The sequence below is a fragment of the Paracoccus sp. M683 genome (assembly GCF_007096355.1).
Taxonomy (GTDB): domain Bacteria; phylum Pseudomonadota; class Alphaproteobacteria; order Rhodobacterales; family Rhodobacteraceae; genus Paracoccus.
The window spans coordinates 74,804-97,251 of record NZ_VKDF01000008.1; the positions used below are offsets into that span (position 1 = coordinate 74,804).

Sequence of the window (22,448 nt, forward strand, 5' to 3'; positions counted from 1 at the left end):
CGCCCGGCGCGATAATCGAAGCAAGATGAAAGGGCGGGTTTTTCCTGCCCTTTTCAACGCCGGGGGAATGGCTTATCTCGCCTGCGACAGTGAGGATAGCGACATGGCCAAGATCACCTATATCGAGCATAACGGCACGACCCACGAGGTCGAGGTCAAGACCGGCATGACCGTGATGGAAGGGGCGCGCGACAATGGCATCCCCGGCATCGAGGCCGATTGCGGCGGCGCCTGCGCCTGTTCGACCTGCCACGTCTATGTCGACCCCGCCTGGGTGGACAGGCTGCCTGCCATTGACCCGATGGAACAGGACATGCTGGATTTCGCCTACGAGCCCGATCCGGCGCGGTCGCGGCTGACCTGCCAGCTGAAAGTGACCGATGAACTGGATGGGCTGGTTGTGCAGATGCCCGAGCGCCAGATCTGAGGTCGCCTTTCGTCCGGAAATGTCGCCTGTTGTCCGGGCGGTTTGGTCCGAGCGCGTTAACTGGCCTTGAACGACCGGAGAAAGCCCTGATGTCTGAACTTGTCCTGACCGTCACCTGCCACTCGCGCCGTGGCATCGTTGCCGCGATTGCGAATTTCCTGGCCGAGAATGGCTGCAACATCACCGACTCGGCGCAGTTCGATGACATGGCCAATGGCATGTTCTTCATGCGGGTCAGTTTCCGGTCGGAACAGGGCGTTGATGCGGCAACCCTGCGCAGCGGCTTTGCCCCCGTCGCCGATACGATGGGAATGGACTGGGCGATCCATGATCCTTCGGTCCGGGCGCGGGTTCTGCTGATGGTGTCGAATTTCGGACATTGCCTGAACGACCTGCTGTATCGCTGGCAGATCGGCGCGCTGCCGGTGGATATCGTCGGCGTGGTCAGCAACCACATGACCTATCAGAAGGTGGTGGTGAACCATGACCTGCCGTTCCACCACGTCCGCGTGACCCCGGAAAACAAGCCTCAGGCCGAGGCGCGTCTGCTGGAAATCGTGGACGAGACGGGCGCCGATCTGGTCGTTCTGGCGCGCTATATGCAGGTTCTGTCGGATGCGCTGTGCCAGAAGATGTCGGGGCGGATCATCAATATCCATCACAGCTTCCTGCCCAGCTTCAAGGGTGCGAACCCTTACAAGCAGGCGTTCGAACGCGGGGTAAAGCTAATCGGCGCGACCGCGCATTATGTGACGGCCGATCTGGATGAGGGCCCGATCATCGAACAGGACACGGTGCGGGTGACGCATGCACAATCGGCTGCCGATTATGTGACGCTTGGCCGCGATGTCGAGGCGCAGGTGCTGGCGCGGGCGATCCATGCCCATATCCATCACCGGGTGTTCCTGAACGGGGGCAAGACGGTCGTGTTCCCTGCCAGCCCCGGCGGCTATGCCAGCGAGCGGATGGGCTGAAAACAGCCCTAAGCGCTTCGCGCGGTCAGCCTGACATTGGCCACGGCCATGGTTTCCATATAGTTCTCGAATACGCGATGGGCGGCCTGGTATCCGGTCAATCCCGCATGCCATTCGGTCATGTTGCCGTCCAGCGCCATGCGCGCCAGACCAAACAGCAGGCAGCGTCCCGCGATCAGGATTGCGGTGTTGTCCGCGTCATCGGGGATTTGCCCCTTTTCCTTGGCCGCGTTCAGCAGCCGGATCATCAGGTCATGCATCGACCGGATGTAACGGGCCAGCCGCTCATTCCCTTCCAGATCGACCAGTTTGGCATGTTGCAGCAGCCGGAACTGATCGGGGTTTTCAAAGGCCCAATCCAGATAAGCACTGCCGAGCGCTCCAAACTGCGCAACCGGATCGTCATGCGGGGCGCGGGTGACGGTGCGCAGGCAATTGTCGAACAGCTTGATCAGCCCCTGCTCGGCCAGGGTATCCAGAATATCCTGGACCGAGCCGAAAACCTCGCGCACGGCCTGTTCATCCTGGCCGGCGCGATCGGCGATCTGGCCGAGATCGGGGAATGACGGACGATGTTCCGCAATCAGTTCCAACAGCGCCTGAGAGACGCTGTCGTGCAAGCCAGACTTGTGGCGGTCAGGATGTGATCCGGCATGTGTCATCGTAAGCTCAAGCGTAGCACCAAGGCCGGTGAACGCGGAATGAAAAACGACCAAAAAGCGCGTAATTGCGCGTTTTCAATCATGCAGGGCGGCATATGCCTGATTGTGCAATCAAAGATTGCATATTCCCGCAGACTTTTGATGCTTTTCAAACCGTTGTCGACAAACCCTGGACTTACGGATCAAGAATCAGCGCGTGACTGACGCTTGCGCTCATGCGGGTCAAGGAAGCGCTTGCGCAGCCGGATGTTCTTGGGCGTGACCTCGACCAGTTCATCATCGTCGATATAGGCGATGGCCTCTTCCAGCGACATGCGAACCGGGGGGGTCAGGCGCACGGCCTCGTCCGTGCCCGAGGCGCGAACGTTGGTCAGCTTCTTACCCTTCAGCGGGTTCACTTCCAGATCGTTGTCGCGCGAGTGTTCGCCGATGATCATGCCGGTATAGATCTGTTCCTGCGCGCCGATGAACATCTTGCCGCGTTCTTCCAGGTTCCACAGCGCATAAGCGACGGAAACGCCGTTCTCCATGCTGATCAGCACGCCCTGACGGCGACCCTGAATCGCGCCCTTGTAAGGCGCCCAACCATGGAAAATACGGTTCAACACGCCATTGCCGCGCGTGTCGGTCATGAACTCGCCATGATAGCCGATCAGCCCGCGCGACGGCACATGGGCAACGATCCGCGTCTTGCCGACGCCGGCCGGGCGCATGTCGACCATGTCACCCTTGCGGTCGCCGGTCAGCTTTTCGATGACAACGCCGGTATATTCGTCATCCACGTCGATGATGACTTCCTCGATCGGTTCCATCCGCTCGCCATCTTCCTCCTGGAAGATCACGCGGGGGCGGCTGATCGACAGCTCGTATCCCTCGCGGCGCATGTTCTCGATCAACACACCCATCTGCAATTCGCCCCGGCCCGAGACGATGAAGGCATCGCCGCCCGGCGTATCCTCGACCTTGATGGCGACGTTGGATTCGGCCTCTTTCATCAGGCGTTCGCGGATGACGCGCGATTGCACCTTCTTGCCGTCCTGACCGGCAAGCGGGCTGTCATTGATGCCAAAGGTCACGCTGATGGTGGGCGGGTCGATGGGCTGGGCGGGCAGGGCGGTGTTTACATCGGGCGCGGCCAGCGTGTCGGCAACGGTGGCCTTGGCCATGCCGGCGATGGTGACGATGTCACCGGCAACAGCCTCGTCGATGGGCTGCTGGTTCAGCCCGCGGAAGGCCAGCACCTTGGAGATGCGGAACTGCTCGATCCGCTCGCCATCGCGAGACAGCGCCTTCAGCGTGTCGCCGGCCTTGGCGCGGCCTGCCTCGACCCGGCCGGTCAGCAGACGGCCCAGGAAGTTGTCGGCGCCAAGCGTGGTGGCCAGCATCTGGAACGGTTCGCCCTGGCGGGCGATCTGCTTGGGCGGCTGGACATGGCGCAACACCATGTCGAACAGCGCCGACATATCCTTGCGCGGGCCGTCCAGCGTCTCGTCGGCCCAACCGCCTATGCCCGAGGCATAGAGATGGGGGAAATCCAGCTGTTCATCAGTCGCGCCCAGATTGGCGAACAGGTCAAAGACATCGTTCAGCGCGTCGTCGGGTTCGGCCGCCGGTTTGTCGACCTTGTTCAGCACCACGATGGGGCGCAGCCCAAGCGCCAGTGCCTTCGAGGTCACGAACTTGGTCTGCGGCATCGGGCCTTCGGCGGCATCGACCAGCAGGCAGACGCCATCGACCATCGACAGGATGCGTTCCACCTCGCCGCCGAAATCGGCGTGGCCGGGCGTGTCGACGATATTGATGCGGGTGCCTTTCCATTCGACCGAAGTGGCCTTGGCCAGAATGGTGATGCCGCGTTCGCGTTCGATGTCATTGCTGTCCATCATGCGTTCGGCAGTCGCCTGATTTTCGCGGAAGGCGCCGGACTGCTTCAGCAGCTCGTCCACCAGCGTGGTCTTGCCATGGTCGACATGGGCGATGATGGCGATATTGCGGATATCCATGGGGCGCGTCCTTCACTCTGCGCGGGTGCCCTAGCGAAACGGACCGGGAAACACCAGCGTGAATTGACAGGTATGCGGCGGCACCCCACGGCAAACTCTCTTTTTACAATACCTGACGAGTGAAGCGCAGAGTGGCGGCATTCAACGGCAAAGAGTTCACGAACGACGTTTTGTGCGGAACCAGCAGTGGCGATACCATGCGTGGCTATACCGGGAATGACAAGATTTTCGGCTATGGCGGCCCGGACGAGATCGAGGGCGGAACGGGCAACGACACCCTGGATGGCGGTCGCGGCGAAGATACGATTTACAATGACGACGGCGATGACCTGATCGCGGGCGGGCTTGGCCGGGATATTCTGGTGCTGAACGCCCATCGCGCACCTATCCGGGTCGACCTGATGGAAACCGGTCCGCAGGATACCGGGCAGGGCCTGGATACGATCCGCAGCATTGAATACGTCTATATCTACGAGCGCGATGGCACCAATGGCGCCTGGCTGCGCGGTGGTGCGGGCAGCGAGGTGCTGCCCGGTGCCTGGGGCAATGACACGCTGACCGGCGGTGGCGGGGCCGACGCGTTCCAGTTCCGCAATGGTCAGGATGTGGTGACCGATTTCGGCGTCACGTTCGACCAGCTGGTCTATCTGGGTAGCGTCGAGACCTGTAAGCAGGCGGTCGCGAATGCCGAGGTGGTCGATGGCAATCTGGTGCTGAGCTTCTCGGCCAGCGACAGCGTGACGCTGGTTGGCGTTGACCATCTGGGCCGGATTGACCAGTGGCTCAGCCTGGAAGGCTGATCGGGTTCAGAACAGCACTGATTCATAAAAAACATGGTGCGCGCGCAGGGGGAAATCCGCGCGCGCACCGATGATCGACCGTGGCAATATCGCGCTATCGCAGTCCCAGAACGGACAGGATCAGCAGGACGATAACCACCAGGCCGACGATGTAGATGATCGAGTTCATGCGCGGCGCCCTTGTGTCAATGGGCCTGTCGGCGGGGCCGACGGGCTGGGAAATGGTCAGGTGACCAGTGAAATGACAGCCAGGACGACGACGACCAGACCGACAAGATAAATGATGGAATTCATCTGCTTTCTCCGTTTCGTTGCGGAATGCTCTGGCCTCTGGGGCTGATCATCCCGATCTGAGGAAGCAACGAACAAAACGGTGTGGGGTTCCGCCGAATCGTCCCGGCTGTGCGGCAGTGATGCGGATCGGCCGGGCGCAAGCCAGCCATCACCGGCTCAACCATGGCCCAGCCAGCCCAGTCCTGCCTCGGTGGTGGTGGCGGGTGTGTATTCCGCGCCGATCCAGCCGGCATAGCCATCGGCGGACAGCGCGGCCAGAAAGCCTGGCAGGTCGATCTCGCCCCCGTCGGGCTCGTGCCGCTGGGGATAGCCGGCGATCTGCACATGGCGGATCTGCCCGCGATGCCGCTTCCAGCAGGCCAGCACGTCGCCGGTGATGCGATGGGCGTGATAGATGTCCATTTGAAGGCCCAGATTGGGCGTGCCCACCTCGGCCAGGATTGCGGCGGCCTGATCGAAATCGGACAGGAAATAACCTGGCATGTCCTGGGTATTCTGCGGCTCGATCGTCAGGCTGGTGTCAGGGGCACGGGCGGCTGCCCAGGTCAGGTTCTCGACAAAGGCCGCATGTGCTGCCGGGCCTTCGGCCACGCCCGCCATGATATGCACATGCCGCACACCCAGTTCGGCGGCAAAGCGGATCGAGCGGTCGAAATCTCGGCGAAACCTGTCCGACAGCGCCGGATCGGCCGCGAATCCGCGTGGCCCGCCAGTCCAGTTCGGCGGCGGCGCGTTCATCAGCACAAAGGTCAGGTCGTTGATGCGGCAGGCGCGGACCAGGTCCTTCACCGCCAGATCATAGGGGAAAAGCACCTCGATGCCGTCAAATCCCGCCTGCCGCGCTGCGGTGACCCGTTGCAGCATCGGCAATTCGGTGAAAAGCGAGGTCAGGTTGGCGGCGAATCTAAGCATTTCCCCATGTTAACGGACGTCAACTCATGGCTCTAGCGGAAAGAACATCCCCGATGAGCGGACTCCGCTGCGGCCCTCTGGTCCTTCGTCGGCGGCGGCGGCCAGCCGGTAAAAGGTCTTGCGGTCGATCAGCGCTTCCAGCCCACGGCGGACATGAACATAGGGACGCGGCTCGGTGCCGTCGCCGCGCAGGATGATCGGATTGTCCGCATCGGCAATGACCTGATCGCCGACATTGGTGGTGAAGGTGATCCGGTCAGGCAGGATTTCGGCATCGACGGCCACGAAAGGCGCGTCATCCACCTGAATGCCGACCTTTTCGACCGGGGTGACAAGGAAATGCTTGTCGCCTTCGCGCTTCAGCACGGTCGAGAAAAGCCGCGCCATGGCGGGCCGGCCGATGGGCGTGCCCTGATAGAACCAGGTGCCATCGGCGGCGATGCGCATGTCCAGATCGCCGCAAAAGGGCGGGTTCCACAGGTGCACGGGCGGCAGGCCCTTCTTGCCGGCCTTGCTTGCGGCTTCGGCAATGCCTTCCGCACTCACGCGATTGTCAGTCGTGTCAGCCATTCGATATGGTCGCCCCAGCTTCAAGTATCTATGGTTGGTCTAAAGCAGAAACGGGGCGTTGTCATGGGTTCGGACGAAAATCAGGTCACTGACAGGCTGGTGGCGCAGGTCGAGGCACTTGGTTCCTCGCTGGAACGCGCCCGCGCCAGCATCGAAAGGCGATTCGTCGGCCAGCATGCCGTGGTCGAGCAGGTGCTGGCCGCGATCCTGTCAGGCGGCCATGCGCTGCTGGTGGGGCAGCCGGGGCTGGGCAAGACCATGCTGGTCGAAACGCTCGGCACGGTTCTGGGGCTGGATACGCAGCGCATCCAGTTCACGCCCGATCTGATGCCGGCCGATATTCTGGGATCCGAGGTGCTGGACATGACCGCCGATGGCCGGCGCGAGTTCCGCTTTATCGAGGGGCCGGTCTTTACCCAGCTTCTGATGGCAGATGAGATCAACCGCGCCAGCCCGCGCACGCAATCGGCGCTGCTTCAGGCGATGCAGGAACATGAGGTCACCATTGGCGGCCAGCACCGCCCGCTTGGCCGGCCATTCCACGTTCTGGCCACCCAGAACCCGATCGAACAGGAAGGCACCTATCCGCTGCCCGAGGCGCAGCTGGACCGTTTCCTGTTGCAGATCGACGTCGATTATCCCGACCGCGACACCGAACGCGACATTCTGCTGGCCACGACCGGGGTGGAACTTGGGACGGCCCATGCCACCTTTGACGCCGAGGGGCTGATTGCGGCGCAGCGGCTGGTCCGGCAGATGCCAGTGGGCGAAAGCGTGGTCGAGGCGATTCTGTCGCTGGTCCGCGCCGCCCGCCCCGGCGCGCCCGAGGCCTCGCCCTGGGTCGGTGACAGCCTGATCTGGGGGCCGGGACCGCGCGCTGCGCAGGCGCTGATGCTGGTGACGCGGGCGCGGGCGGTGCTGAACGGTCGCTTTGCGCCGACGATGGAAGATGTCGAGGCCCTGGCCGCCCCGGTCATGCGGCACCGGATGGCCCTGTCCTTTGGCGCGCGTGCCCGTGGCGAAACCGTTGATGGCACCATCGCGCGGCTGCTGGATGAGCGCATGGGTCAGACGAGGGCGGCGTGAGCTTTTCCCCCGCCGATCTGCGCGCAAGGGCCGAGACCGAGGCCGGCGGCCTGCCGGCGCTGGTGCTGTCGGCCGAACGTCTGGCGGCGATGATCGCGCCGGGCGCCCATGGGCTGCGCCGCGCCGGACCGGGCGAGGATTTCTGGCAGTATCGCCCGGCGGCATCAGGCGATACGGCGCGCAGCATCGACTGGCGGCGCAGCGCGCGTTCGGACGCGCAATTCGTCCGTGACCGCGAGGCGCAGACAGCGCAATCGGCGGTGATCTGGGCCAGCGCGGGGCAGGGTATGGCCTATCGCGGGGGAACCGACCGCCCGACCAAACGTGACCGCGCGCGGCTGCTGGCCATGGCGCTTGGCATGGTCCTGCTGCGCGGGGGCGAACGGGTGGCGCTGGCGGGCCAGCCGCCACGCTCGGGCCGGTTGCAGGCCGACCGGCTGGCGCAGTCGCTGGCCTTGCAGGCCGACAGCGGCGCTGATGCCGACGAACCCCCGCTAGAGGCGCTGCGCCCCAATCAGCGGGTCGTGCTGATCGCGGATTTTCTGGGCGATCCGGCCTGGGTTACGGATTATCTGGCGCGGGCCTCTGCCCTTGGGGTCAAGGGGGCGCTGTTGCAGGTGCTGGATCCCGACGAAGAGGTTTTCCCCTTTGATGGCGCGGTGCTGTTTCGTTCGCTCAGCGGGCGGGTCAGCCATGATACGCGCGATGCGGGCGGGCTGCGGGCGGCCTATCTGGCCCGGCTGGCCGAACGGCGCGATCTGTTGCGCCATGGGGCACAGGGCGCGGGCTGGCATTTCGGCACGCATGACACGGCCGCCGCGCCCTCGCATGCGCTGATGTGGCTTTATCAGGTCTTGGGGGGCTGATGCTGATACTCGGCCCCCTGGGCTTTGTCACGCCCTGGATCCTTGCCGCGCTGGCCGCGCTGCCGATCCTGTGGATCATCCTGCGGGCCATGCCGCCGGCGCCGCGCTTGCAGCAGTTTCCGGGCGTCGCGCTGTTGCTGGGGTTGCGCGATCCGGTGCCGGTGGCGCGGCGCACGCCCTGGTGGCTGTTGCTTTTGCGGCTGCTGGCCATGGCGCTGCTGATCCTGGCCTTTGCCGGCCCGGTCTGGAAACCCGTCCAGCGCGCGGCCGAGCCGGGCCCCTTGCTGGTGGTGCTGGATGCGGGCTGGGCGGCGGCGCCGGGCTGGGCCGGGCGTCAGGCCCGTGCCGAACGCGCGCTGCAAGACGCATCGGGCGATGGGCGCCCGGCCGCGCTGCTTCTGACAGATGGGCGACAGACCGGGCCGTTGGTCTTCAGCCCGGCATCGGACCTGCTGGCCCGGCTGCGGGCGGCCGCGCCGGTTGCCTGGTCCAGCCGCCTGCCCGAGGACCTGGCCGAGACGCTGGCCGACCAGCCCGAGGGCCGGCTGAATACGCTGTGGATTGCCGATGGGCTGGACAGCGAAAACCGCGCCGATTGGCTGGCGCAGCTGACCGCGCGCGGGCCGGTGACGGTGGTGCCGCCCGCCCAGCCCCTGATGGCGCTGACCCTGCATTCTGACGATACCCCCTCATTGACCTTGCACACGCTGGACGATCAGGCGCCCGCCATTCTGGCGATCGGTCCAGACCCGCAGGGCACCCCGCGCGAACTGGCCCGGCTGACGCCCGGCGATGCCACCGAGGGCGCGGCCGACGCCGGTATCCGCACCCGTCCGGTTGCCATCGACCTGCCGCCGGAACTGCGCAACCGCATCACCCGCTTCCAGATCGAGGGACAGAACCATGCCGGTGCGGTCGTGCTGGCCGATGATCGCGTCAGGCGGCGCAAGGTCGGACTGGTCGGCGATGCCGACAGTGCGGCCGAGGGGCAGCAATTGCTGTCTCCGCTGCATTACCTGCGCCGGGCATTGGCGCCGACCACCGACCTGGTCGAAGGGGGCTTGGGCGATGTGCTGGATACCGCGCCCGATGTCATCATCATGGCCGATCAACTGTTGCAGGATGAAACCCCGGAACTGGCCGAATGGGTCGATGAAGGTGGGCTGCTGATCCGTTTTGCCGGCCCGCGAATGGCCGCCTATGAGACCCTGCCGGATGAACCGCTGTTGCCGGTGCGCCTGCGCCCCGGCGGGCGCGATATCGGCGGCGCGCTAAGCTGGGGCGATCCGCGCGGGCTGGCGGCCTTTGCTGCCGATGGGGTGTTTACCGGCCTGACCGCGCCTGACGAGGTCGCCATTCGCGCGCAACTGATGGCGCAGCCCGCGCCAGATCTGGCGGCGCGCACAATCGCCTCGCTGTCTGACAATACGCCGCTGATCACCCGCGCGCCTGTCGGTCAGGGGCAGGTGGTGCTGTTCCATGTCACCGCCAATGCCGATTGGTCGAACCTGCCGATCTCGGGTCTGTTCGTGCAGATGCTGGATCGGCTTGTCGCATCCGCCCGCGTCAGCAACCCGACCGAACAGCCCGCACAGGATCGCGAACAGCCCTTCTGGATGCCCGAGCAGGTGCTGGACGGCTTTGGCCTGGCGGAGGGCGCGGGCGATCTGGCCCCGGTTGCGGCCGATCAGCTGGCGCTTGGTCCGGGGCCGGGCCAACCTGCGGGCATCTATGCCGCGGGCGAACGGCGGCTGGCGCTGAATGCTGGCACGCCGCTGATCCGGGCCGATTGGCCAGGGGCCTTTGTCGAAAGCGCCGCCGATGCGCCGGGCCGCGATCTGACCGGCTGGCTGATCGCCGTGGCGGCGCTGCTGCTGGCACTGGATGCACTGTGTTCCGCGCTGCTGATGAGGGGCAGGGCGCGGCCCGGCAGGGCGGCGGCGGCGGCGGGGACGGCGGCGGGGGGGACGGCTGCTGCCGGGCTGCTGGTGGCGCTGCTGTTTGCGCTGTCGCCAGGCAGTGCACGCGCGCAGGACGCCGCCGAAGTGCTGAACCCCGAACTGCTGCGCGCCGCGAACGAGGTTGCGCTGGCCTATGTCGTCACCGGCGATGCCGAGGTCGACGAGATCTCGCGTCAGGGGCTTCAGGGCCTGTCGCGGGCGCTGTTCTATCGCAGCTCGGTCGAGCCGGGCGAACCCGTGGCCGTCGATCTGGACAGCGACGATCTGTCGATGCTGACCTTCCTTTACTGGCCGGTCACCGATGGCCAGCCGGTGCCTTCGCCCCTGGCCTATATGCGGCTGAACCATTTTCTGCGTTCGGGCGGGCTGATCCTGTTTGACACCCGCGATGGCGACCTGGCGGGGCTGGGCGGCCCGGATATGGGCGCAAGCCTGCAAGGGCTTGCCGCGCCGCTGGAAATCCCGCCCTTGTCGCCGGTGCCTGAAGATCACGTCCTGACCCGCGCCTTCTATCTGCTGGAGGATTTTCCGGGCCGCTGGCAGGGTCGCCCGGTCTGGGTCGAGGCCCCGCCCGCCGGGGCCGAGGCCACCGAGGGCGTGCCCTTCCGCAACCTGAATGACGGAGTGACGCCCGTGGTGATCGGGGCGAACAGCTGGGCCGAGGCCTGGGCCGTCGATGACAGCGGCATGCCGCGTTTTCCCGTCGGCCGTGGATACGAGGGCGAGGAACAGCGCGAGATGGCGTTCCGCTTTGGCATCAACCTGATCATGTATGTGCTGACCGGGAATTACAAATCCGATCAGGTGCATGTGCCGGCGCTGCTGGAACGGCTGCGCAGCGAAGAGGTGATGCCGTGACGGGGCTGCGTTTTGATCCGATGCTGCCCTGGTGGGTGATTGCCGCGCTGGCCGGGCTGGCGCTGCTGGTCGCCGGTTTCGCGTTGTGGCGGGGCCTGCGTGGCTGGGCGTGGCGCGGGCTTGCCGGGCTGGCCGCCGCCGCGGCGCTGGCGGGGCCTGCATTGGAAATCGGCGCGAGGGCTGGGCTGTCGGATATTGTCATCCTGCTGGATGATCGCAGCGCCAGCCAGGACCTGCCGGGCCGTGCGGATCAGACCGATGCGGCGATTGACGCGCTGACCCGCCAGATCGAGGCGCTGCCCGACACCGAACTGCGCCGCGTCACCGTCGGCGACGATCCTGACGGCACGCTGATCGGCACGGCGCTGACCCGCGCCATCGCCGCCGAGCCCGAGGGCCGGATCGCCGGCATCATCACCGTCACCGATGGCCAGACCCATGATGTGCCGATGATCCCCGCATCTGCGCCGGCGCCGGTTCACACGCTGCTGACCGGCAATCCCGATGACTGGGATCGCCGGCTGGTGATCGAAGAGGCGCCCGCCTTTGGCCTGATCGGCGAAGAGGTCCGCATTCGCCTGCGGATCGAGGATCAGGGCGCGGTGCCAGACGCCGTCGCCGGCAGCTCGGCCAATCTGCGCATCAGTCTGGATGGCGGGCCTGAGCAGGTTTATGCCGTGCCGCCGGGGGTGTCGCTGGAACTGCCGGTCCTGCCCGATCACGCAGGGCAGAACGTCATCCAGCTGGGCTTTGATACACCGGGCCAGGGCGAGCTGACCGACCGCAACAATGCCGCCGCCGTCACCATCACCGGCGTGCGTGACCGGCTGCGGGTGCTGCTGGTCTCGGGCGAGCCGCATGCCGGCGAACGGACCTGGCGCAACCTGCTGAAATCGGATGCGGCGGTGGATCTGATCCATTTCACCATCCTGCGCCCGCCCGACAAATCCGATGGCGTGCCGGTGAACCAGCTGGCGCTGATCGCCTTTCCCACGCGCGAGCTGTTTCTGGAACGGATCGACGATTTCGACCTGATCATCTTTGACCGCTATCGCGTGCGGGGCATCCTGCCGCCCGATTATTTCCGCAACATCGTCCGCTATGTGCGCGAGGGCGGCGCGGTGCTGGTCGCTGCCGGGCCGGAAATGGCGACGGTGGAAAGCCTGAACTTGTCACCTCTGGGCGAGATCCTGCCGGCCCGTCCCACGGGGCGGATCATCGACCAGCCCTTTACCCCGCTGCTGACCGATGCGGGCCGCCGCCATCCGGTCACGACCGGCCTGCCCGGCGCGCCCGCCGATACCGGCGAGCCGGCCGATGGTGACTGGGGCCGCTGGCTGCGCATGGCCGAGGTCTTGCCTGACCGTGGCGAGGTGGTGATGACCGGCGAGGGCGATCGCCCGCTGCTGATCATGGATCGGGTCGACGAGGGGCGCGTGGCCATGCTGACCAGCGATCAGGTCTGGCTGTGGGGGCGTGGCTTCGAAGGGGGCGGGCCGCAGCTGGAACTGCTGCGCCGCATCGCCCATTGGTCGATGAAGGAACCCGATCTTGAGGAAGAGGCGCTGCTGGCCGAACAATTGCCGGGTCAGGGGCTGCGCATCACCCGCCGCACCATGGCCGCCGAGACAGGACCCGTCACCATCACCGCGCCCGATGGCACCGAAAGCCGGATCGAGCTTGCCGAAACCGGCCCCGGCCGCTTTTCGGCCGACTGGCAGGCGTCGCAGCTTGGTCTTTACCGGCTGAGTGATGGCGAGATCACGCGCGTCATCGTGCTGGGCCCGGCTGCGCCGAAAGAGTTCGAGGAAACCGTGGCCAGCGAGGCGCGTCTGGGCCCCCTGTCGCAAGAGACAGGAGGCGCTGTTCTGCGTCTGTCGGATGGCATTCCCGATCTGCGGACCGTCGCGCCGGGGCGCAACGCCAATGGCCGTGGCGTCAGCGGCGAATGGATCGCGATCACCCCGCGCGAGGCGGCGACCGTGACCGGGCTTTCTCGCAGGCCATTGCTGCCCGGTTGGGTCTGGCTGGGGCTGATTGCGGGGCTGATCCTTGCTGGCTGGCTGTCCGAGGGCCGGCGTGCGGCTGCGCGATAAGCTTGCCAAGTCCGCCCCCCGTTGCTAACCCGATCAGAAACGTCGGAAGGACAGATCATGGCTGATGCCCCCCGCAACCCCGCCCCCCATACCGAGGCCGATCTGGCCCTGATCAAGCGGATCATCCCGCACCGCTATCCCTTTCTGTTCATCGACAAGGTGCGCGATATCGTGCCGTTCGAAAGTGCGGTGGGCATCAAGAACGTGACCAGCAACGAGCCGCATTTTCAGGGCCATTTCCCGTCACAGCCCATCATGCCCGGCGTGACCATCGTCGAGGCGATGGCCCAGACCTCGGCCGTGGTGGTGGGGATCAGCCTTGACGTCATCGACAAGCCGCTGCTGACCTATTTCATGGGCATCGACGCTTGCAAGTTCCGCCGCATGGTGGTGCCGGGCGATGTGCTGGAATTGCATGTCACGGTCAAGCGCGCCGGCGGCAAGATCTGGAAGTTCGAAGGCAAGGGCATGGTCGATGGCCAGGTGGCCGCGCAGGCCGAATTTACCGCCATGATGGACCTGAAAACGGATGGCTGACGCGCAGATCCACCCTTCGGCCGTGATCGAGCCGGGCGCCCAGATTGGCGCTGGCTGCCAGATTGGCGCGTTTTGCGTGGTCGGGCCTCAGGTGCGGCTGGCCGATGGTGTCACGCTGAAATCCCATGTGGTCGTGACCGGCGAAACCTCGGTCGGCGAGGGAACCGTGATCTTTCCCTTCGCCTCGATCGGAGAGATTCCGCAGGATCTGAAATTCAAGGGCGAACGGGCCAGGCTGGATATCGGCGCCCGCAACCGCATCCGCGAATATGTGACCATGAACCCCGGAACCGAGGGCGGCGGTGGCCTGACCCGCGTGGGTGATGACGGGCTGTTCATGGCCGGTTGCCATGTCGCCCATGACTGCCAGATCGGGGATCGTGTCATCCTGGTCAATAACGCATCGGTCGCCGGCCATTGCGTGCTGGGCGACGACGTGATCGTCGGCGGGCTGTCGGGCGTGCATCAATTCGTGCGCATCGGGCGAGGCGCGATGATCGGTGCGGTGACCATGGTGACCGCCGATGTGATTCCCTATGGCCTGGTGCAGGGGCCGCGCGGCCATCTGGACGGGCTGAACCTCGTCGGACTTAAGCGCCGCGGCGCCAGCCGCGCCGAGATTGCCGCCCTGCGCGAGATGCTGGGCGGCTTGTCCCACGGATCGTTCCGCGATGGCGCCCGTGCTCGCGCCGCCGGCGAGGTCTCGGCGATGGAGCGCGAGGTGCTGGATTTCATCCTCGGCCCCTCGGATCGCAGTTTCCTGACCCCGCGAGACGCATGACCAAAACCGCCATCATCGCCGGCGAGGGCGAGCTTGCCCCCGCCATTGCCGCCCATCTGCCCGATGCGCTGATCTTTGCGCTGGAGGGCTTTCCCCCCGCAATCCCGGCCCGGACCTTCCGGCTGGAGCGGCTGGTTCCCTTTCTGGACCATCTGTCCGACGAGGGCGTCCAGCGGGTGATCTTTGCCGGTGCCGTCCGCCGTCCCCGGCTGGAACCCGAGGCGTTCGACCCGATGACCGCCCGAATGGTTCCGCGCATTCTGGCGGCGATGCAGTCCGGCGATGACGCGGCGTTGCGAACGGTCCTTGAAATATTCGAGGAATCCGGCCTATCCATTTGTAGTGTAAATGAAATAGCGCCAAATCTAATCCCAGGTGAGGGGGTTTTGACCGGCCAGATCTCCGAGGCCGATCAGGCAGATACGGCGCGCGCCGCGCAGATCGTCAAGGCGCTTGGTCCGCTGGATCTGGGTCAGGGATGCGTTGTTGCGCAGGGGCTTTGTCTTGCGGTCGAGACCTTGCCGGGAACTGCCGCCATGCTGGATTTTTCTGCACTTCACAAGGGGTTGCGGCCGAATCCTCGGGGTGCAAAAGGGGTGTTCTACAAGGCGCCGAAGCCGGGGCAGGATCGGCGCATCGACCTGCCCACGATCGGGCCCGATACGGTGGATCAGGCGGCGGCTGCCGGTCTGGCGGGCATTGCCTGGGAAGCGGGCAGTGTGATCCTGCTGGATCGCGAGGAAACCATTGGTCGCGCAAGGGCGGCAAATCTGTTTCTGTGGTCGCGCGCCGGTTGATCGCATATTTAAATGAAGAAGAAAGGGGCGTCTTCTTCAGGCAGATGTCCATCTGGGCCGTTGAAGGTGGAGTTGTGGCATGAAGCTGTTTCTGATCGCGGGCGAGGCATCGGGCGATGCGCTTGGCGGGGCTTTGATGGCCGGTCTGCGCGACTTGCGGGATGACATCGTGTTTGAAGGCATTGGTGGGCCGCGGATGACGGCTGCGGGGCTGGACAGCCGCTTTCCGATGGATGAGCTGTCTGTCATGGGCATTCTTGAGGTGCTGCCGAAATACCGTCATCTGAAGCGCCGCATCAGCGAGACGGCGCAGGCCGTGGCCGAGGCGGCGCCCGATGCGCTGATCGGGATCGACAGCCCGGATTTCTGCCTGCGCGTCGCGCGCGAGGCTCGGGCGCTGAACCCGGATCTGCGGACGATCCACTATGTTGCGCCCTCGGTCTGGGCCTGGCGTCCCGGTCGCGCCCTGAAGATGGCCGAGGTGATTGATCACGTGCTGGCCATCCTGCCATTCGAGCCGCCGCTGATGCAGGCCGCGGGCATGACCTGCGATTTCGTCGGCCATCCTGTCGTGTCCGAGCCTGTTGCCAATGCCGACGAGGCCAATGCCTTTCGTGCGGCCCATGACATCAGCGCCGATGCGCCGGTGGTGTTGTGCCTGCCGGGGTCGCGCAAGGGCGAGGTGACGCGGCTTGGCGGGCGCTTTGACGAGGCGCTGATGCGGTTGCGCGACCGCGTGCCAGAGATTCGCGTGGTGGTGCCGACGGTGCCGGGCGTGGCCGCGCTGGTGCGGGATATGGCGCGGCGTTGGCCCTCGGCGCCGGTGGTGGTCGAGGATCCGCAGGAAAAGCTGGCGGCCTTTGCCGCGGCCGATCTGGCGCTGGCGGCTTCGGGGACAGTCAGTCTGGAATTGGCGGCCAATCGGGTGCCGATGGTGATCGGCTATGACATGGCGCCGCTATCGCGGCTGATCGTCGGGATGCTGTTGCGCACCGATACGGTCACGCTGGTCAATCTGGTCAGCGAGACGCGCGCGGTGCCCGAATTTCTGGGATCACGCTGTCAGCCGGGTCCGCTGTCGGATGCCCTGCTGACCGCGCTGGAGGATATGGCCGCCCGCAAGGCCCAGTTCGATGCGATGGATCTGACCATGGATCGTCTGGGCAAGGGGGGTGAGGCGCCGGGCCTTCGCGCGGCGCGCTCGGTTCTGCGGGCTATTGGGCAGGCGCCAGAATTTCCTGAACCTTCGGAACGATCGTAGGCAGGGTTTCCTGGACCATGACCATGATTTCAGGCTGGATCGCCTGCATCACCTGCGGCAGTTTCTGCATCACCGCCCGGCCCGAGGGCGTGGCGTAGAAGTCCTTCAGGTCCTGCAATTCGTCCAGCGTGAAGATGTCGGCCATCACCTCGGGCTGTTTCTTCATCAGATCCGTCATGCGCGGTTCGAAGGTTTCAACATACAGCGCGTGGATCTGGGTTTTCTGATCGTCGGTCGCGGTGGGTGCGAACTGCGCGACCAGGGGTTCCCACATGGTGCGGATCATCGCGTCCATATCCGTGTCGGCCAGCGCGGCATCGTTGTATTCGGTTGCCACGGCAAGGCGTTCTTCGCGCGTCTCGGCGGCGGCGATCCCGGTGGTAAAAAGCGTCATGACGAGGGCGGTCGTAAGGGTGAACTTGCTAAACATGCTGAACCTCTGTGCTTGAATGAGGTCGCCCCGGATGGGACGACCATTGGAATGCCGACCTTACTGGGCGGCGGTGATGATGATCTCGACCTTGTAGTCGGGGGTGGCCAGCTTGGCCTCGCCCGTGGCGCGGGCGGGGGCGTGACCGGCCGGCACCCATTCATCCCAGACGGCGTTCATCTCGGCGAAATCGGCCATGTCGGCCAGCCAGATCTGTGCATAGAGCACCCGCGTCTTGTCGCTGCCGGCCTTTTTCAGCAGCGTGTCGATCTGGGCCAGAATGGCCTGGGTCTGGGCCGCCACCGATTTGCCCGGCGCACCGACCTGGCCGGCCAGATAGGCCACGCCGCCATGGACGACGGCCTGGCTCATCCGTTGGCCGGTTTCGATCCGTTTGATATCGCTCATGTCTTAGTCTCCGTTGAATAAGCGCAGAAAGAAGATTGCCGTCATGCCAAAGCCGATCGCCGCAATCAGTGCCCGCAGCCCGCTCATCGGAATGCGGCGCGAGACAGGCGCGCCCAGCAGCCCGCCGGCGATGGTGCCAAGCGCCATGATCGCCCCTGGACCCCAGACCACTTTGCCACCAATGGCAAAGATCGCAAAGCTGATCAGTGACACGCCAAAGCTGAGCCAGCTTTTCAGCCCGTTCATCTGGTTCAGGTTGGTCATCCCCCACAGCGCGAACAGCGCCAGCAGGATGATCCCCAGCCCGCCGTTGAAATAGCCGCCATAGATCGCGACCGGCATCAGCGTGCCCAGCCCGAAGGGCGCCACGTCGCGGGCATGTTTGGCGCAGAAATCCCGGATCATCCCGCCCTTGAGAAAGATCACCGTGGCCGCCAGAAGCAGAAACGGCACAAGCACCGAAAACGCGGCATTCGAGCTGACCAGCAAAAGCACCGACCCGATGGCCGAGCCGAGAATCGTCCACAGCGTCAGGCGGATCAGCTGGTGGCGCTCGACCGTCAGGATTTCTTGGCGGAAACTGATCGCGGCGGCCAGATAGCCGGGCAGGGCGGCAACCGTCGCCGTGGCATTGGCGGCAACGGGCGGAATGCCGGCAAAGACCAGCGCCGGAAACGTGACGAAGGTGCCCCCGCCCGCGACTGCGTTCATCACGCCGCCGATCAGCCCGGCGGTGAAAAGGATCAGAAGCTCGATCATGCTAAGCTTTCGGGCAGAGCGGTGCCGGCGGCCGGCGGTGGCGGTCTTAGGCCGCGCGATCGCTGCCCGGTTTGCCTTGTCTTGGCCGAAATCGGATCGGGTGTCGAGTCCCGGCGGCCGCTGCGTCGAACGCCGGCAAGGAACAGCCGTGCCGTGCCGCCGGCGCCATGGGCGCCGGGGCGGAATCGCCGCGTCTAGCGGCGATAAGGCGCGATCAGGTCGGCCAGCATTTCCTGTTCCACGCCAGTCAGATCGCTTAGCGGCGGGCGGACCGCACCCGCATCGAAGCCCTGCAATCGCACACCCGCCTTGACGGCCGAGACAGCATAGCCCTTGGCGCGGTTGCGGATCGCCATGAAGGGATAGAAAAATTCCAGCAGGATGCGCTCGCAATTGGCGCGGTCGCCGGCGCGCAACGAGTTGTAGAATTCGGTCGCGAGGCCGGGAACGAAATTGAACACGGCCGAGGAATAGGTGGTGAAGCCCGCGCCCAGATAGGCCTCGGCGAACAGTTCCGCGGTGGGCATCCCGCCCAGATAGGTCAGCCGGTCGCCCATCTTTGCGGTGATCTGCCGCACCAGGCCGATATCGCCGGTCCCATCCTTGAAGCCGATCAGATTGGGGCATTCGTCGCATAGCCGCGCCAGTGTATCGGCCTGCAACACCGCATTGTCGCGGTTATAGACCATGACGCCGAAGCCGACCGATTGGCAGACCTGTTTGATGTGGCGGTACAGCCCTTCCTGTGGTGCGTCGATCAGATAATGGGGCAGCAGCAGAATGCCATCGGCACCGACCTTCTCGACCGAGCGTGCGATCTCGACCGCCATTTCCGTGCCATAGCCGCAGCCCGAGACGATGGCGGTGTCGCCGGCCACGTCTTTCGCGGCGGCGACGATGCCGGGGATCTCGGCGGGTGTCAGGGAAAAGAACTCGCCCGTGCCACCGGCCGCAAACAGCACCGGCGCCTTATAGCTGGCCAGCCATTCGACATGCGCGCGATAGGGTTCGGGCGCAAACCGACCTTCGGTGTCAAAGGGGGTAACGGGGAAGGACAGCAGGCCAGAGCCAAGGGTGGTTTTCAGCTGAATCGGGTCCATCGGGTATCCTTCGGTGTTGGGGTCAGCAATATATATGATGAATTTTGCGAATATGTCAATATTTGTCATATAAGTTGTGGTGATATATGTTGCCATCACCTTTCTTGTCCGGTCAGGTGATGGCGCAACCATTGCTATCAGGCGGCAACGCCTGCGTGGCGGCTTTCCGGCATGTCCCGGCTGATCTTTGTGCCTGTCGCATGAGATATGTTGTGCCGTGATCTGTTTCCGGATCACGGCAGGGAAAGGGGCCGGCCTTTGCCGATATCCGCCGATCACGAGATATATGCTTGTCAGATGACCCGAGGCCGACGATATCTGCCGCGTTACCGTGGGATGCAGCAGGGCGAGGATATGGCGAGACCGACGACGGAAATATCCGATCAGGCGCAACAGCGTCCGACGCTGGTGGTGCGGGTGCAGGATTCGCTGCGCGCTAGGATCGCGGATGGCCAGTTTGCCCCCGGCGACCGGCTGCCATCCGAGGCGCAGCTGACCCGTGAATTCGGGGTCAGCCGGACAGTCGTGCGCGAGGCAATTGCCGCACTGCGATCGGATGGTCTGGTCGAGCCGCGTCAGGGGGCAGGGGTGTTCGTGCTGGAACCGCCCGTCACGCCGGCGCTGCCCTTCGCCGATCTGGATCTGGCGCGGGTGTCGTCGCTGATCGAGATGCTAGAGCTGCGCGCCGCGGTCGAGGGCGATGCGGCGGGTCTGGCCGCGCTGCGCCGATCGCCCGCGCAAGAGGAAGTGATCGTCGATGCCTTTGACCGGCTGCGCCGGCTTGCGGCCGAGGGGCAGCCGACCGCCGATGCCGATTTTGCCTTTCACCTGGCCATTGCCGACGCATCGAACAATCCGCGTTTCAGCGAGCTGCTGCGCCTTCTGGGCACCACGCTGATTCCGCGCCGCGCCGCCAATGCCGGCGCCGATCCGCTGGTGGCGCCGGAATATGCCCGCGTGCTGGATGCCGAACACGAGGCCATTCTGAAGGCGATCCAGGATGGCGACGAAACCGCCGCGCGGCAGGCCATGCGCCGGCATCTGAAAAACAGCCAGGCGCGTTATCGTGAATATCTGCGCGCTTTGCGCCGCTGACTGCAATCTGGGAAGAAGATGGAGCGGGTGAAGGGAATCGAACCCTCGTCATCAGCTTGGGAAGCTGCTTCTCTACCATTGAGATACACCCGCAACGTCGACCTGATTACCTATTCGGTGCGGTGACTTCAAGCGCAAACCGCCGCCAGAATGCCGCGTCGGCCTGCTTGCCACGGTCCGACAGCGAACCCGGCCCGGCGCGCCGTGTCGTGCCGGATGGTCGTCTTGCGCAATTCCTTTTCCATATCGCGAGTTTCCCGACTTTGAATTTTCTCTGCCGCCAACAATCCTGCACATTTGCCGTCGAGCCTGGCCCTGGCACCCGCCCTGCCGGCGGATCCAACGCAATGTGCCGATAGTTCGACAGACAAGGAAATTCCCCGTGACCAAAGAAGACCAACATCTCGTGGCCCTTTTCCAGGGCCTTGATACACCATCGGTATCAGACGCCTTGGACAAATTGGGTATCTCGGGCCAGAGCGAGGGGGTGATGCCCCTGGACAATTGTGATGGCACCGTCGTCGGGCCCGCCTTCACGGTGAAATATGTCCCCGCAGCCAATCCCCCCCGGAACGGTCGGAGATTTCATGGAAGAGATCGCCGAAGGTGACGTTGTCGTCATCGACAACGGCGTGCGGACGGACTGTACGGTCTGGGGCGACATCATGACCCAATACGCGATCTAGAATAAACTTGCGGCAACGGTGATCGACGGGGGCTGTCGCGATGTCTCGGTCGCGCTTGGCCAGGGCTATCCGATGTTTACGCGCGGTCGCTTCATGCGCACGGGCCAGGATCGGGTCGAAATCGTATCTGTCAACCGGGTGGTTTCATTGGGCCGCGTGCGGGTGGTTCCCCGTGACATCATCGTTGCCGATGCCAATGGCGTGGTTGTCGTGCCGCGTGCCCGTGCGGCAGAGATCGCCGGCATCGCCCGCGGCATTGATGATATCGAGAGCCAGTTCCGACAGGCGATCCAGTCCGGCAAGACCCTGACCCAGGCCTGCGCCGAACTGGGGTATCACAAGCTTCAAAGGAAGTCTCAATGACCGCTGCCGCACCATTACCGCAGGCGCTTCTTGCGCAGGCGTCGAAGCTTGGGACATCGACAGTCTATGAGGCCAGCGGCATCGCCTGTTCGATAGATCCCGGCATCCGGCCCGTCTGGCAAGGGGCCACCGTGGCTGCGTCCGCCTATCGGCTGGCCTGCGCCCCGCAGGACAATCTGGCCCTGCATCTGGCGTTGGAAAAGGCGCCGGCAGGCAGCGTCCTGGTGGTTGAGGCAGGCGGATTCCCCGCTGGTTATTGGGGCGAGGTCCTGACTGTCGCCGCCGCGCAGCGCGGTATCATGGGCCTTGTGATCAACGGCAGCGTGCGGGACAACGGGGCCTTGCGTGACCGCGGCTTCCCGGTTTTCGCGCGCGGCGTGTCGATGCGTGGCACCGGCAAGGCTCGGGTTCCGGCGCTTGGCCGGCCGATGATCTTTTGCGATGTGCCTGTGGCAGCCGGAGATCTTGTGATGGGGGACGAGGACGGCGTGCTGATACTGCCTGCCGGGACAGTCGCAGATGTCATCGGCAAGGCGCATGCCCGCTTCGAAAAGGAACTTGAGATGATCGAGATGCCGCGCACCGGCGCCACCACCGTCGATCTGCTGGGCCTGGCCGCCCGGAGGGACAAGATTTGAACCGCGACGTGCAAACTCTCAATCGGTTTCTGGCCGCGGCAAAACCGTCGGCGACCTATCGGGTCATGGACCGGGTTGCAGAGC

The 22,448-nt window shown here is 64.8% G+C and carries 21 protein-coding genes, 1 tRNA gene and 1 pseudogene; 14 read left to right on the forward strand and 9 right to left on the reverse strand.

All coding sequences use genetic code 11. From position 1 onward, the window contains the following. The first annotated feature begins 103 nt into the window (after positions 1–103). Together FNJ84_RS14930 and purU are read left to right on the forward strand one after the other, a co-directional pair. On the forward strand, positions 104–427 hold the full coding sequence (locus tag FNJ84_RS14930; protein ID WP_143794214.1) for a 2Fe-2S iron-sulfur cluster-binding protein: 324 nt from the start codon (positions 104–106) through the stop codon (positions 425–427). An 89-nt stretch (positions 428–516) separates the two neighbouring features. Then, on the forward strand, positions 517–1,401 hold the full coding sequence (gene purU / locus FNJ84_RS14935; RefSeq protein WP_143794003.1) for a formyltetrahydrofolate deformylase: 885 nt from the start codon (positions 517–519) through the stop codon (positions 1,399–1,401). Between the two features lie 8 nt (positions 1,402–1,409). Here the strand turns inward: purU and FNJ84_RS14940 are convergent, their stop codons facing one another. Together FNJ84_RS14940 and typA are read right to left on the reverse strand one after the other, a co-directional pair. Further along, entirely contained in the window at positions 1,410–2,021 is a 612-nt protein-coding gene (locus tag FNJ84_RS14940; protein ID WP_185968548.1) for a TetR-like C-terminal domain-containing protein, read from the reverse strand. A 224-nt stretch (positions 2,022–2,245) separates the two neighbouring features. Further along, positions 2,246–4,066 carry a translational GTPase TypA gene (gene typA, locus FNJ84_RS14945; protein WP_143794005.1) on the reverse strand — a complete coding sequence of 607 codons (1,821 nt, stop codon included), beginning with the start codon at positions 4,064–4,066 and terminating at the stop codon, positions 2,246–2,248. Between the two features lie 131 nt (positions 4,067–4,197). On the opposite strand from typA, the gene FNJ84_RS14950 reads away from it, so the two are divergent. Further along, a complete protein-coding gene (locus FNJ84_RS14950) occupies positions 4,198–4,866 on the forward strand; it encodes a calcium-binding protein (RefSeq protein WP_185968549.1) in 669 nt (222 codons plus the stop codon). A gap of 450 nt (positions 4,867–5,316) precedes the next feature. Here FNJ84_RS14950 and FNJ84_RS14955 read toward each other — a convergent pair whose 3' ends face one another. Next, on the reverse strand, positions 5,317–6,072 hold the full coding sequence (locus FNJ84_RS14955; RefSeq protein WP_143794007.1) for a hydroxypyruvate isomerase family protein: 756 nt from the start codon (positions 6,070–6,072) through the stop codon (positions 5,317–5,319). Between the two features lie 24 nt (positions 6,073–6,096). After that, the gene (locus FNJ84_RS14960) at positions 6,097–6,642 is read right to left on the reverse strand and encodes a DUF1285 domain-containing protein (RefSeq protein WP_143794009.1); all 546 of its coding nucleotides are present in this window, start codon (positions 6,640–6,642) and stop codon (positions 6,097–6,099) included. Between the two features lie 63 nt (positions 6,643–6,705). Between FNJ84_RS14960 and FNJ84_RS14965 the strand changes: the two genes are divergently transcribed. From FNJ84_RS14965 to lpxB, 8 genes are all read left to right on the forward strand, one after another. Then, positions 6,706–7,728 (forward strand): MoxR family ATPase, encoded by a 1,023-nt coding sequence (locus tag FNJ84_RS14965; RefSeq protein WP_143794011.1) that lies wholly within the window; start codon positions 6,706–6,708, stop codon positions 7,726–7,728. Next, complete coding sequence (locus FNJ84_RS14970) at positions 7,725–8,594, forward strand: DUF58 domain-containing protein (RefSeq protein WP_255471226.1); 870 nt, start codon at positions 7,725–7,727, stop codon at positions 8,592–8,594. The genes FNJ84_RS14965 and FNJ84_RS14970 overlap by 4 nt, the downstream gene beginning before the upstream one ends. Next, positions 8,594–11,413, forward strand: a complete 2,820-nt coding sequence (locus FNJ84_RS14975; RefSeq protein ID WP_143794012.1) for a DUF4159 domain-containing protein — start codon at positions 8,594–8,596, stop codon at positions 11,411–11,413. Before FNJ84_RS14970 ends, FNJ84_RS14975 begins: the two co-directional genes overlap by 1 nt. Further along, a complete protein-coding gene (locus tag FNJ84_RS14980; protein ID WP_143794014.1) occupies positions 11,410–13,509 on the forward strand; it encodes a hypothetical protein in 2,100 nt (699 codons plus the stop codon). Before FNJ84_RS14975 ends, FNJ84_RS14980 begins: the two co-directional genes overlap by 4 nt. A 57-nt stretch (positions 13,510–13,566) precedes the next feature. After that, positions 13,567–14,046, forward strand: a complete 480-nt coding sequence (fabZ, locus tag FNJ84_RS14985) for a 3-hydroxyacyl-ACP dehydratase FabZ (RefSeq protein ID WP_143794016.1) — start codon at positions 13,567–13,569, stop codon at positions 14,044–14,046. Continuing rightward, complete coding sequence (lpxA, locus tag FNJ84_RS14990) at positions 14,039–14,827, forward strand: acyl-ACP--UDP-N-acetylglucosamine O-acyltransferase (RefSeq protein ID WP_143794018.1); 789 nt, start codon at positions 14,039–14,041, stop codon at positions 14,825–14,827. The genes fabZ and lpxA overlap by 8 nt, the downstream gene beginning before the upstream one ends. Then, positions 14,824–15,624, forward strand: a complete 801-nt coding sequence (locus FNJ84_RS14995; RefSeq protein WP_143794020.1) for an LpxI family protein — start codon at positions 14,824–14,826, stop codon at positions 15,622–15,624. The genes lpxA and FNJ84_RS14995 overlap by 4 nt, the downstream gene beginning before the upstream one ends. 79 nt (positions 15,625–15,703) lie before the next feature. Then, the gene (gene lpxB / locus FNJ84_RS15000; RefSeq protein WP_143794022.1) at positions 15,704–16,885 is read left to right on the forward strand and encodes a lipid-A-disaccharide synthase; all 1,182 of its coding nucleotides are present in this window, start codon (positions 15,704–15,706) and stop codon (positions 16,883–16,885) included. Here lpxB and FNJ84_RS15005 read toward each other — a convergent pair. The 4 genes from FNJ84_RS15005 to kdgD all read right to left on the reverse strand — a co-directional run bounded on the left by FNJ84_RS15005 (position 16,839) and on the right by kdgD (position 19,582). Then, positions 16,839–17,279, reverse strand: coding sequence for a DUF2059 domain-containing protein (locus FNJ84_RS15005; RefSeq protein WP_185968550.1), 441 nt, complete (start codon positions 17,277–17,279; stop codon positions 16,839–16,841). The two genes, lpxB and FNJ84_RS15005, sit on opposite strands and share 47 nt — an antisense overlap. Positions 17,280–17,375: 96 nt before the next feature. Then, positions 17,376–17,723: a RidA family protein gene (locus FNJ84_RS15010; protein ID WP_143794026.1), complete on the reverse strand. Its 348-nt coding sequence runs from the start codon at positions 17,721–17,723 to the stop codon at positions 17,376–17,378. Between the two features lie 3 nt (positions 17,724–17,726). Then, positions 17,727–18,482, reverse strand: coding sequence for a sulfite exporter TauE/SafE family protein (locus FNJ84_RS15015; protein WP_143794027.1), 756 nt, complete (start codon positions 18,480–18,482; stop codon positions 17,727–17,729). Positions 18,483–18,676: 194 nt separating this feature from the next. Continuing rightward, the gene (gene kdgD, locus FNJ84_RS15020) at positions 18,677–19,582 is read right to left on the reverse strand and encodes a 5-dehydro-4-deoxyglucarate dehydratase (protein WP_143794029.1); all 906 of its coding nucleotides are present in this window, start codon (positions 19,580–19,582) and stop codon (positions 18,677–18,679) included. A gap of 354 nt (positions 19,583–19,936) precedes the next feature. On the opposite strand from kdgD, the gene FNJ84_RS15025 reads away from it, so the two are divergent. Beyond that, positions 19,937–20,677 carry a FadR/GntR family transcriptional regulator gene (locus tag FNJ84_RS15025; RefSeq protein ID WP_143794031.1) on the forward strand — a complete coding sequence of 247 codons (741 nt, stop codon included), beginning with the start codon at positions 19,937–19,939 and terminating at the stop codon, positions 20,675–20,677. A 19-nt stretch (positions 20,678–20,696) separates the two neighbouring features. On the opposite strand, the gene FNJ84_RS15030 is transcribed toward FNJ84_RS15025, so the two are convergent. Further along, positions 20,697–20,770, reverse strand: a tRNA-Gly gene (locus FNJ84_RS15030). A 494-nt stretch (positions 20,771–21,264) separates the two neighbouring features. Between FNJ84_RS15030 and FNJ84_RS22230 the strand changes: the two are divergent. Together FNJ84_RS22230 and FNJ84_RS15040 are read left to right on the forward strand one after the other, a co-directional pair. Beyond that, positions 21,265–21,726, forward strand: a pseudogene (locus FNJ84_RS22230) (RraA family protein). Continuing rightward, positions 21,723–22,364 carry an RraA family protein gene (locus tag FNJ84_RS15040; protein WP_143794032.1) on the forward strand — a complete coding sequence of 214 codons (642 nt, stop codon included), beginning with the start codon at positions 21,723–21,725 and terminating at the stop codon, positions 22,362–22,364. Before FNJ84_RS22230 ends, FNJ84_RS15040 begins: the two are co-directional and overlap by 4 nt. Positions 22,365–22,448 lie beyond the last annotated feature (84 nt).

Coding starts and splice junctions, on each gene's coding strand:
- FNJ84_RS14930 (WP_143794214.1), top strand. CDS start 104: ATGGCCAAGATCACCTATATCGAGCATAACGGCACGACCCACGAGGTC.
- purU (WP_143794003.1), top strand. CDS start 517: ATGTCTGAACTTGTCCTGACCGTCACCTGCCACTCGCGCCGTGGCATC.
- typA (WP_143794005.1), bottom strand. CDS start 4,066: ATGGATATCCGCAATATCGCCATCATCGCCCATGTCGACCATGGCAAG.
- FNJ84_RS14955 (WP_143794007.1), bottom strand. CDS start 6,072: ATGCTTAGATTCGCCGCCAACCTGACCTCGCTTTTCACCGAATTGCCG.
- FNJ84_RS14960 (WP_143794009.1), bottom strand. CDS start 6,642: ATGGCTGACACGACTGACAATCGCGTGAGTGCGGAAGGCATTGCCGAA.
- FNJ84_RS14965 (WP_143794011.1), top strand. CDS start 6,706: ATGGGTTCGGACGAAAATCAGGTCACTGACAGGCTGGTGGCGCAGGTC.
- FNJ84_RS14975 (WP_143794012.1), top strand. CDS start 8,594: ATGCTGATACTCGGCCCCCTGGGCTTTGTCACGCCCTGGATCCTTGCC.
- fabZ (WP_143794016.1), top strand. CDS start 13,567: ATGGCTGATGCCCCCCGCAACCCCGCCCCCCATACCGAGGCCGATCTG.
- lpxA (WP_143794018.1), top strand. CDS start 14,039: ATGGCTGACGCGCAGATCCACCCTTCGGCCGTGATCGAGCCGGGCGCC.
- FNJ84_RS14995 (WP_143794020.1), top strand. CDS start 14,824: ATGACCAAAACCGCCATCATCGCCGGCGAGGGCGAGCTTGCCCCCGCC.
- lpxB (WP_143794022.1), top strand. CDS start 15,704: ATGAAGCTGTTTCTGATCGCGGGCGAGGCATCGGGCGATGCGCTTGGC.
- FNJ84_RS15005 (WP_185968550.1), bottom strand. CDS start 17,279: ATGACGCTTTTTACCACCGGGATCGCCGCCGCCGAGACGCGCGAAGAA.
- FNJ84_RS15010 (WP_143794026.1), bottom strand. CDS start 17,723: ATGAGCGATATCAAACGGATCGAAACCGGCCAACGGATGAGCCAGGCC.
- FNJ84_RS15015 (WP_143794027.1), bottom strand. CDS start 18,482: ATGATCGAGCTTCTGATCCTTTTCACCGCCGGGCTGATCGGCGGCGTG.
- kdgD (WP_143794029.1), bottom strand. CDS start 19,582: ATGGACCCGATTCAGCTGAAAACCACCCTTGGCTCTGGCCTGCTGTCC.
- FNJ84_RS15025 (WP_143794031.1), top strand. CDS start 19,937: ATGGCGAGACCGACGACGGAAATATCCGATCAGGCGCAACAGCGTCCG.
- FNJ84_RS15040 (WP_143794032.1), top strand. CDS start 21,723: ATGACCGCTGCCGCACCATTACCGCAGGCGCTTCTTGCGCAGGCGTCG.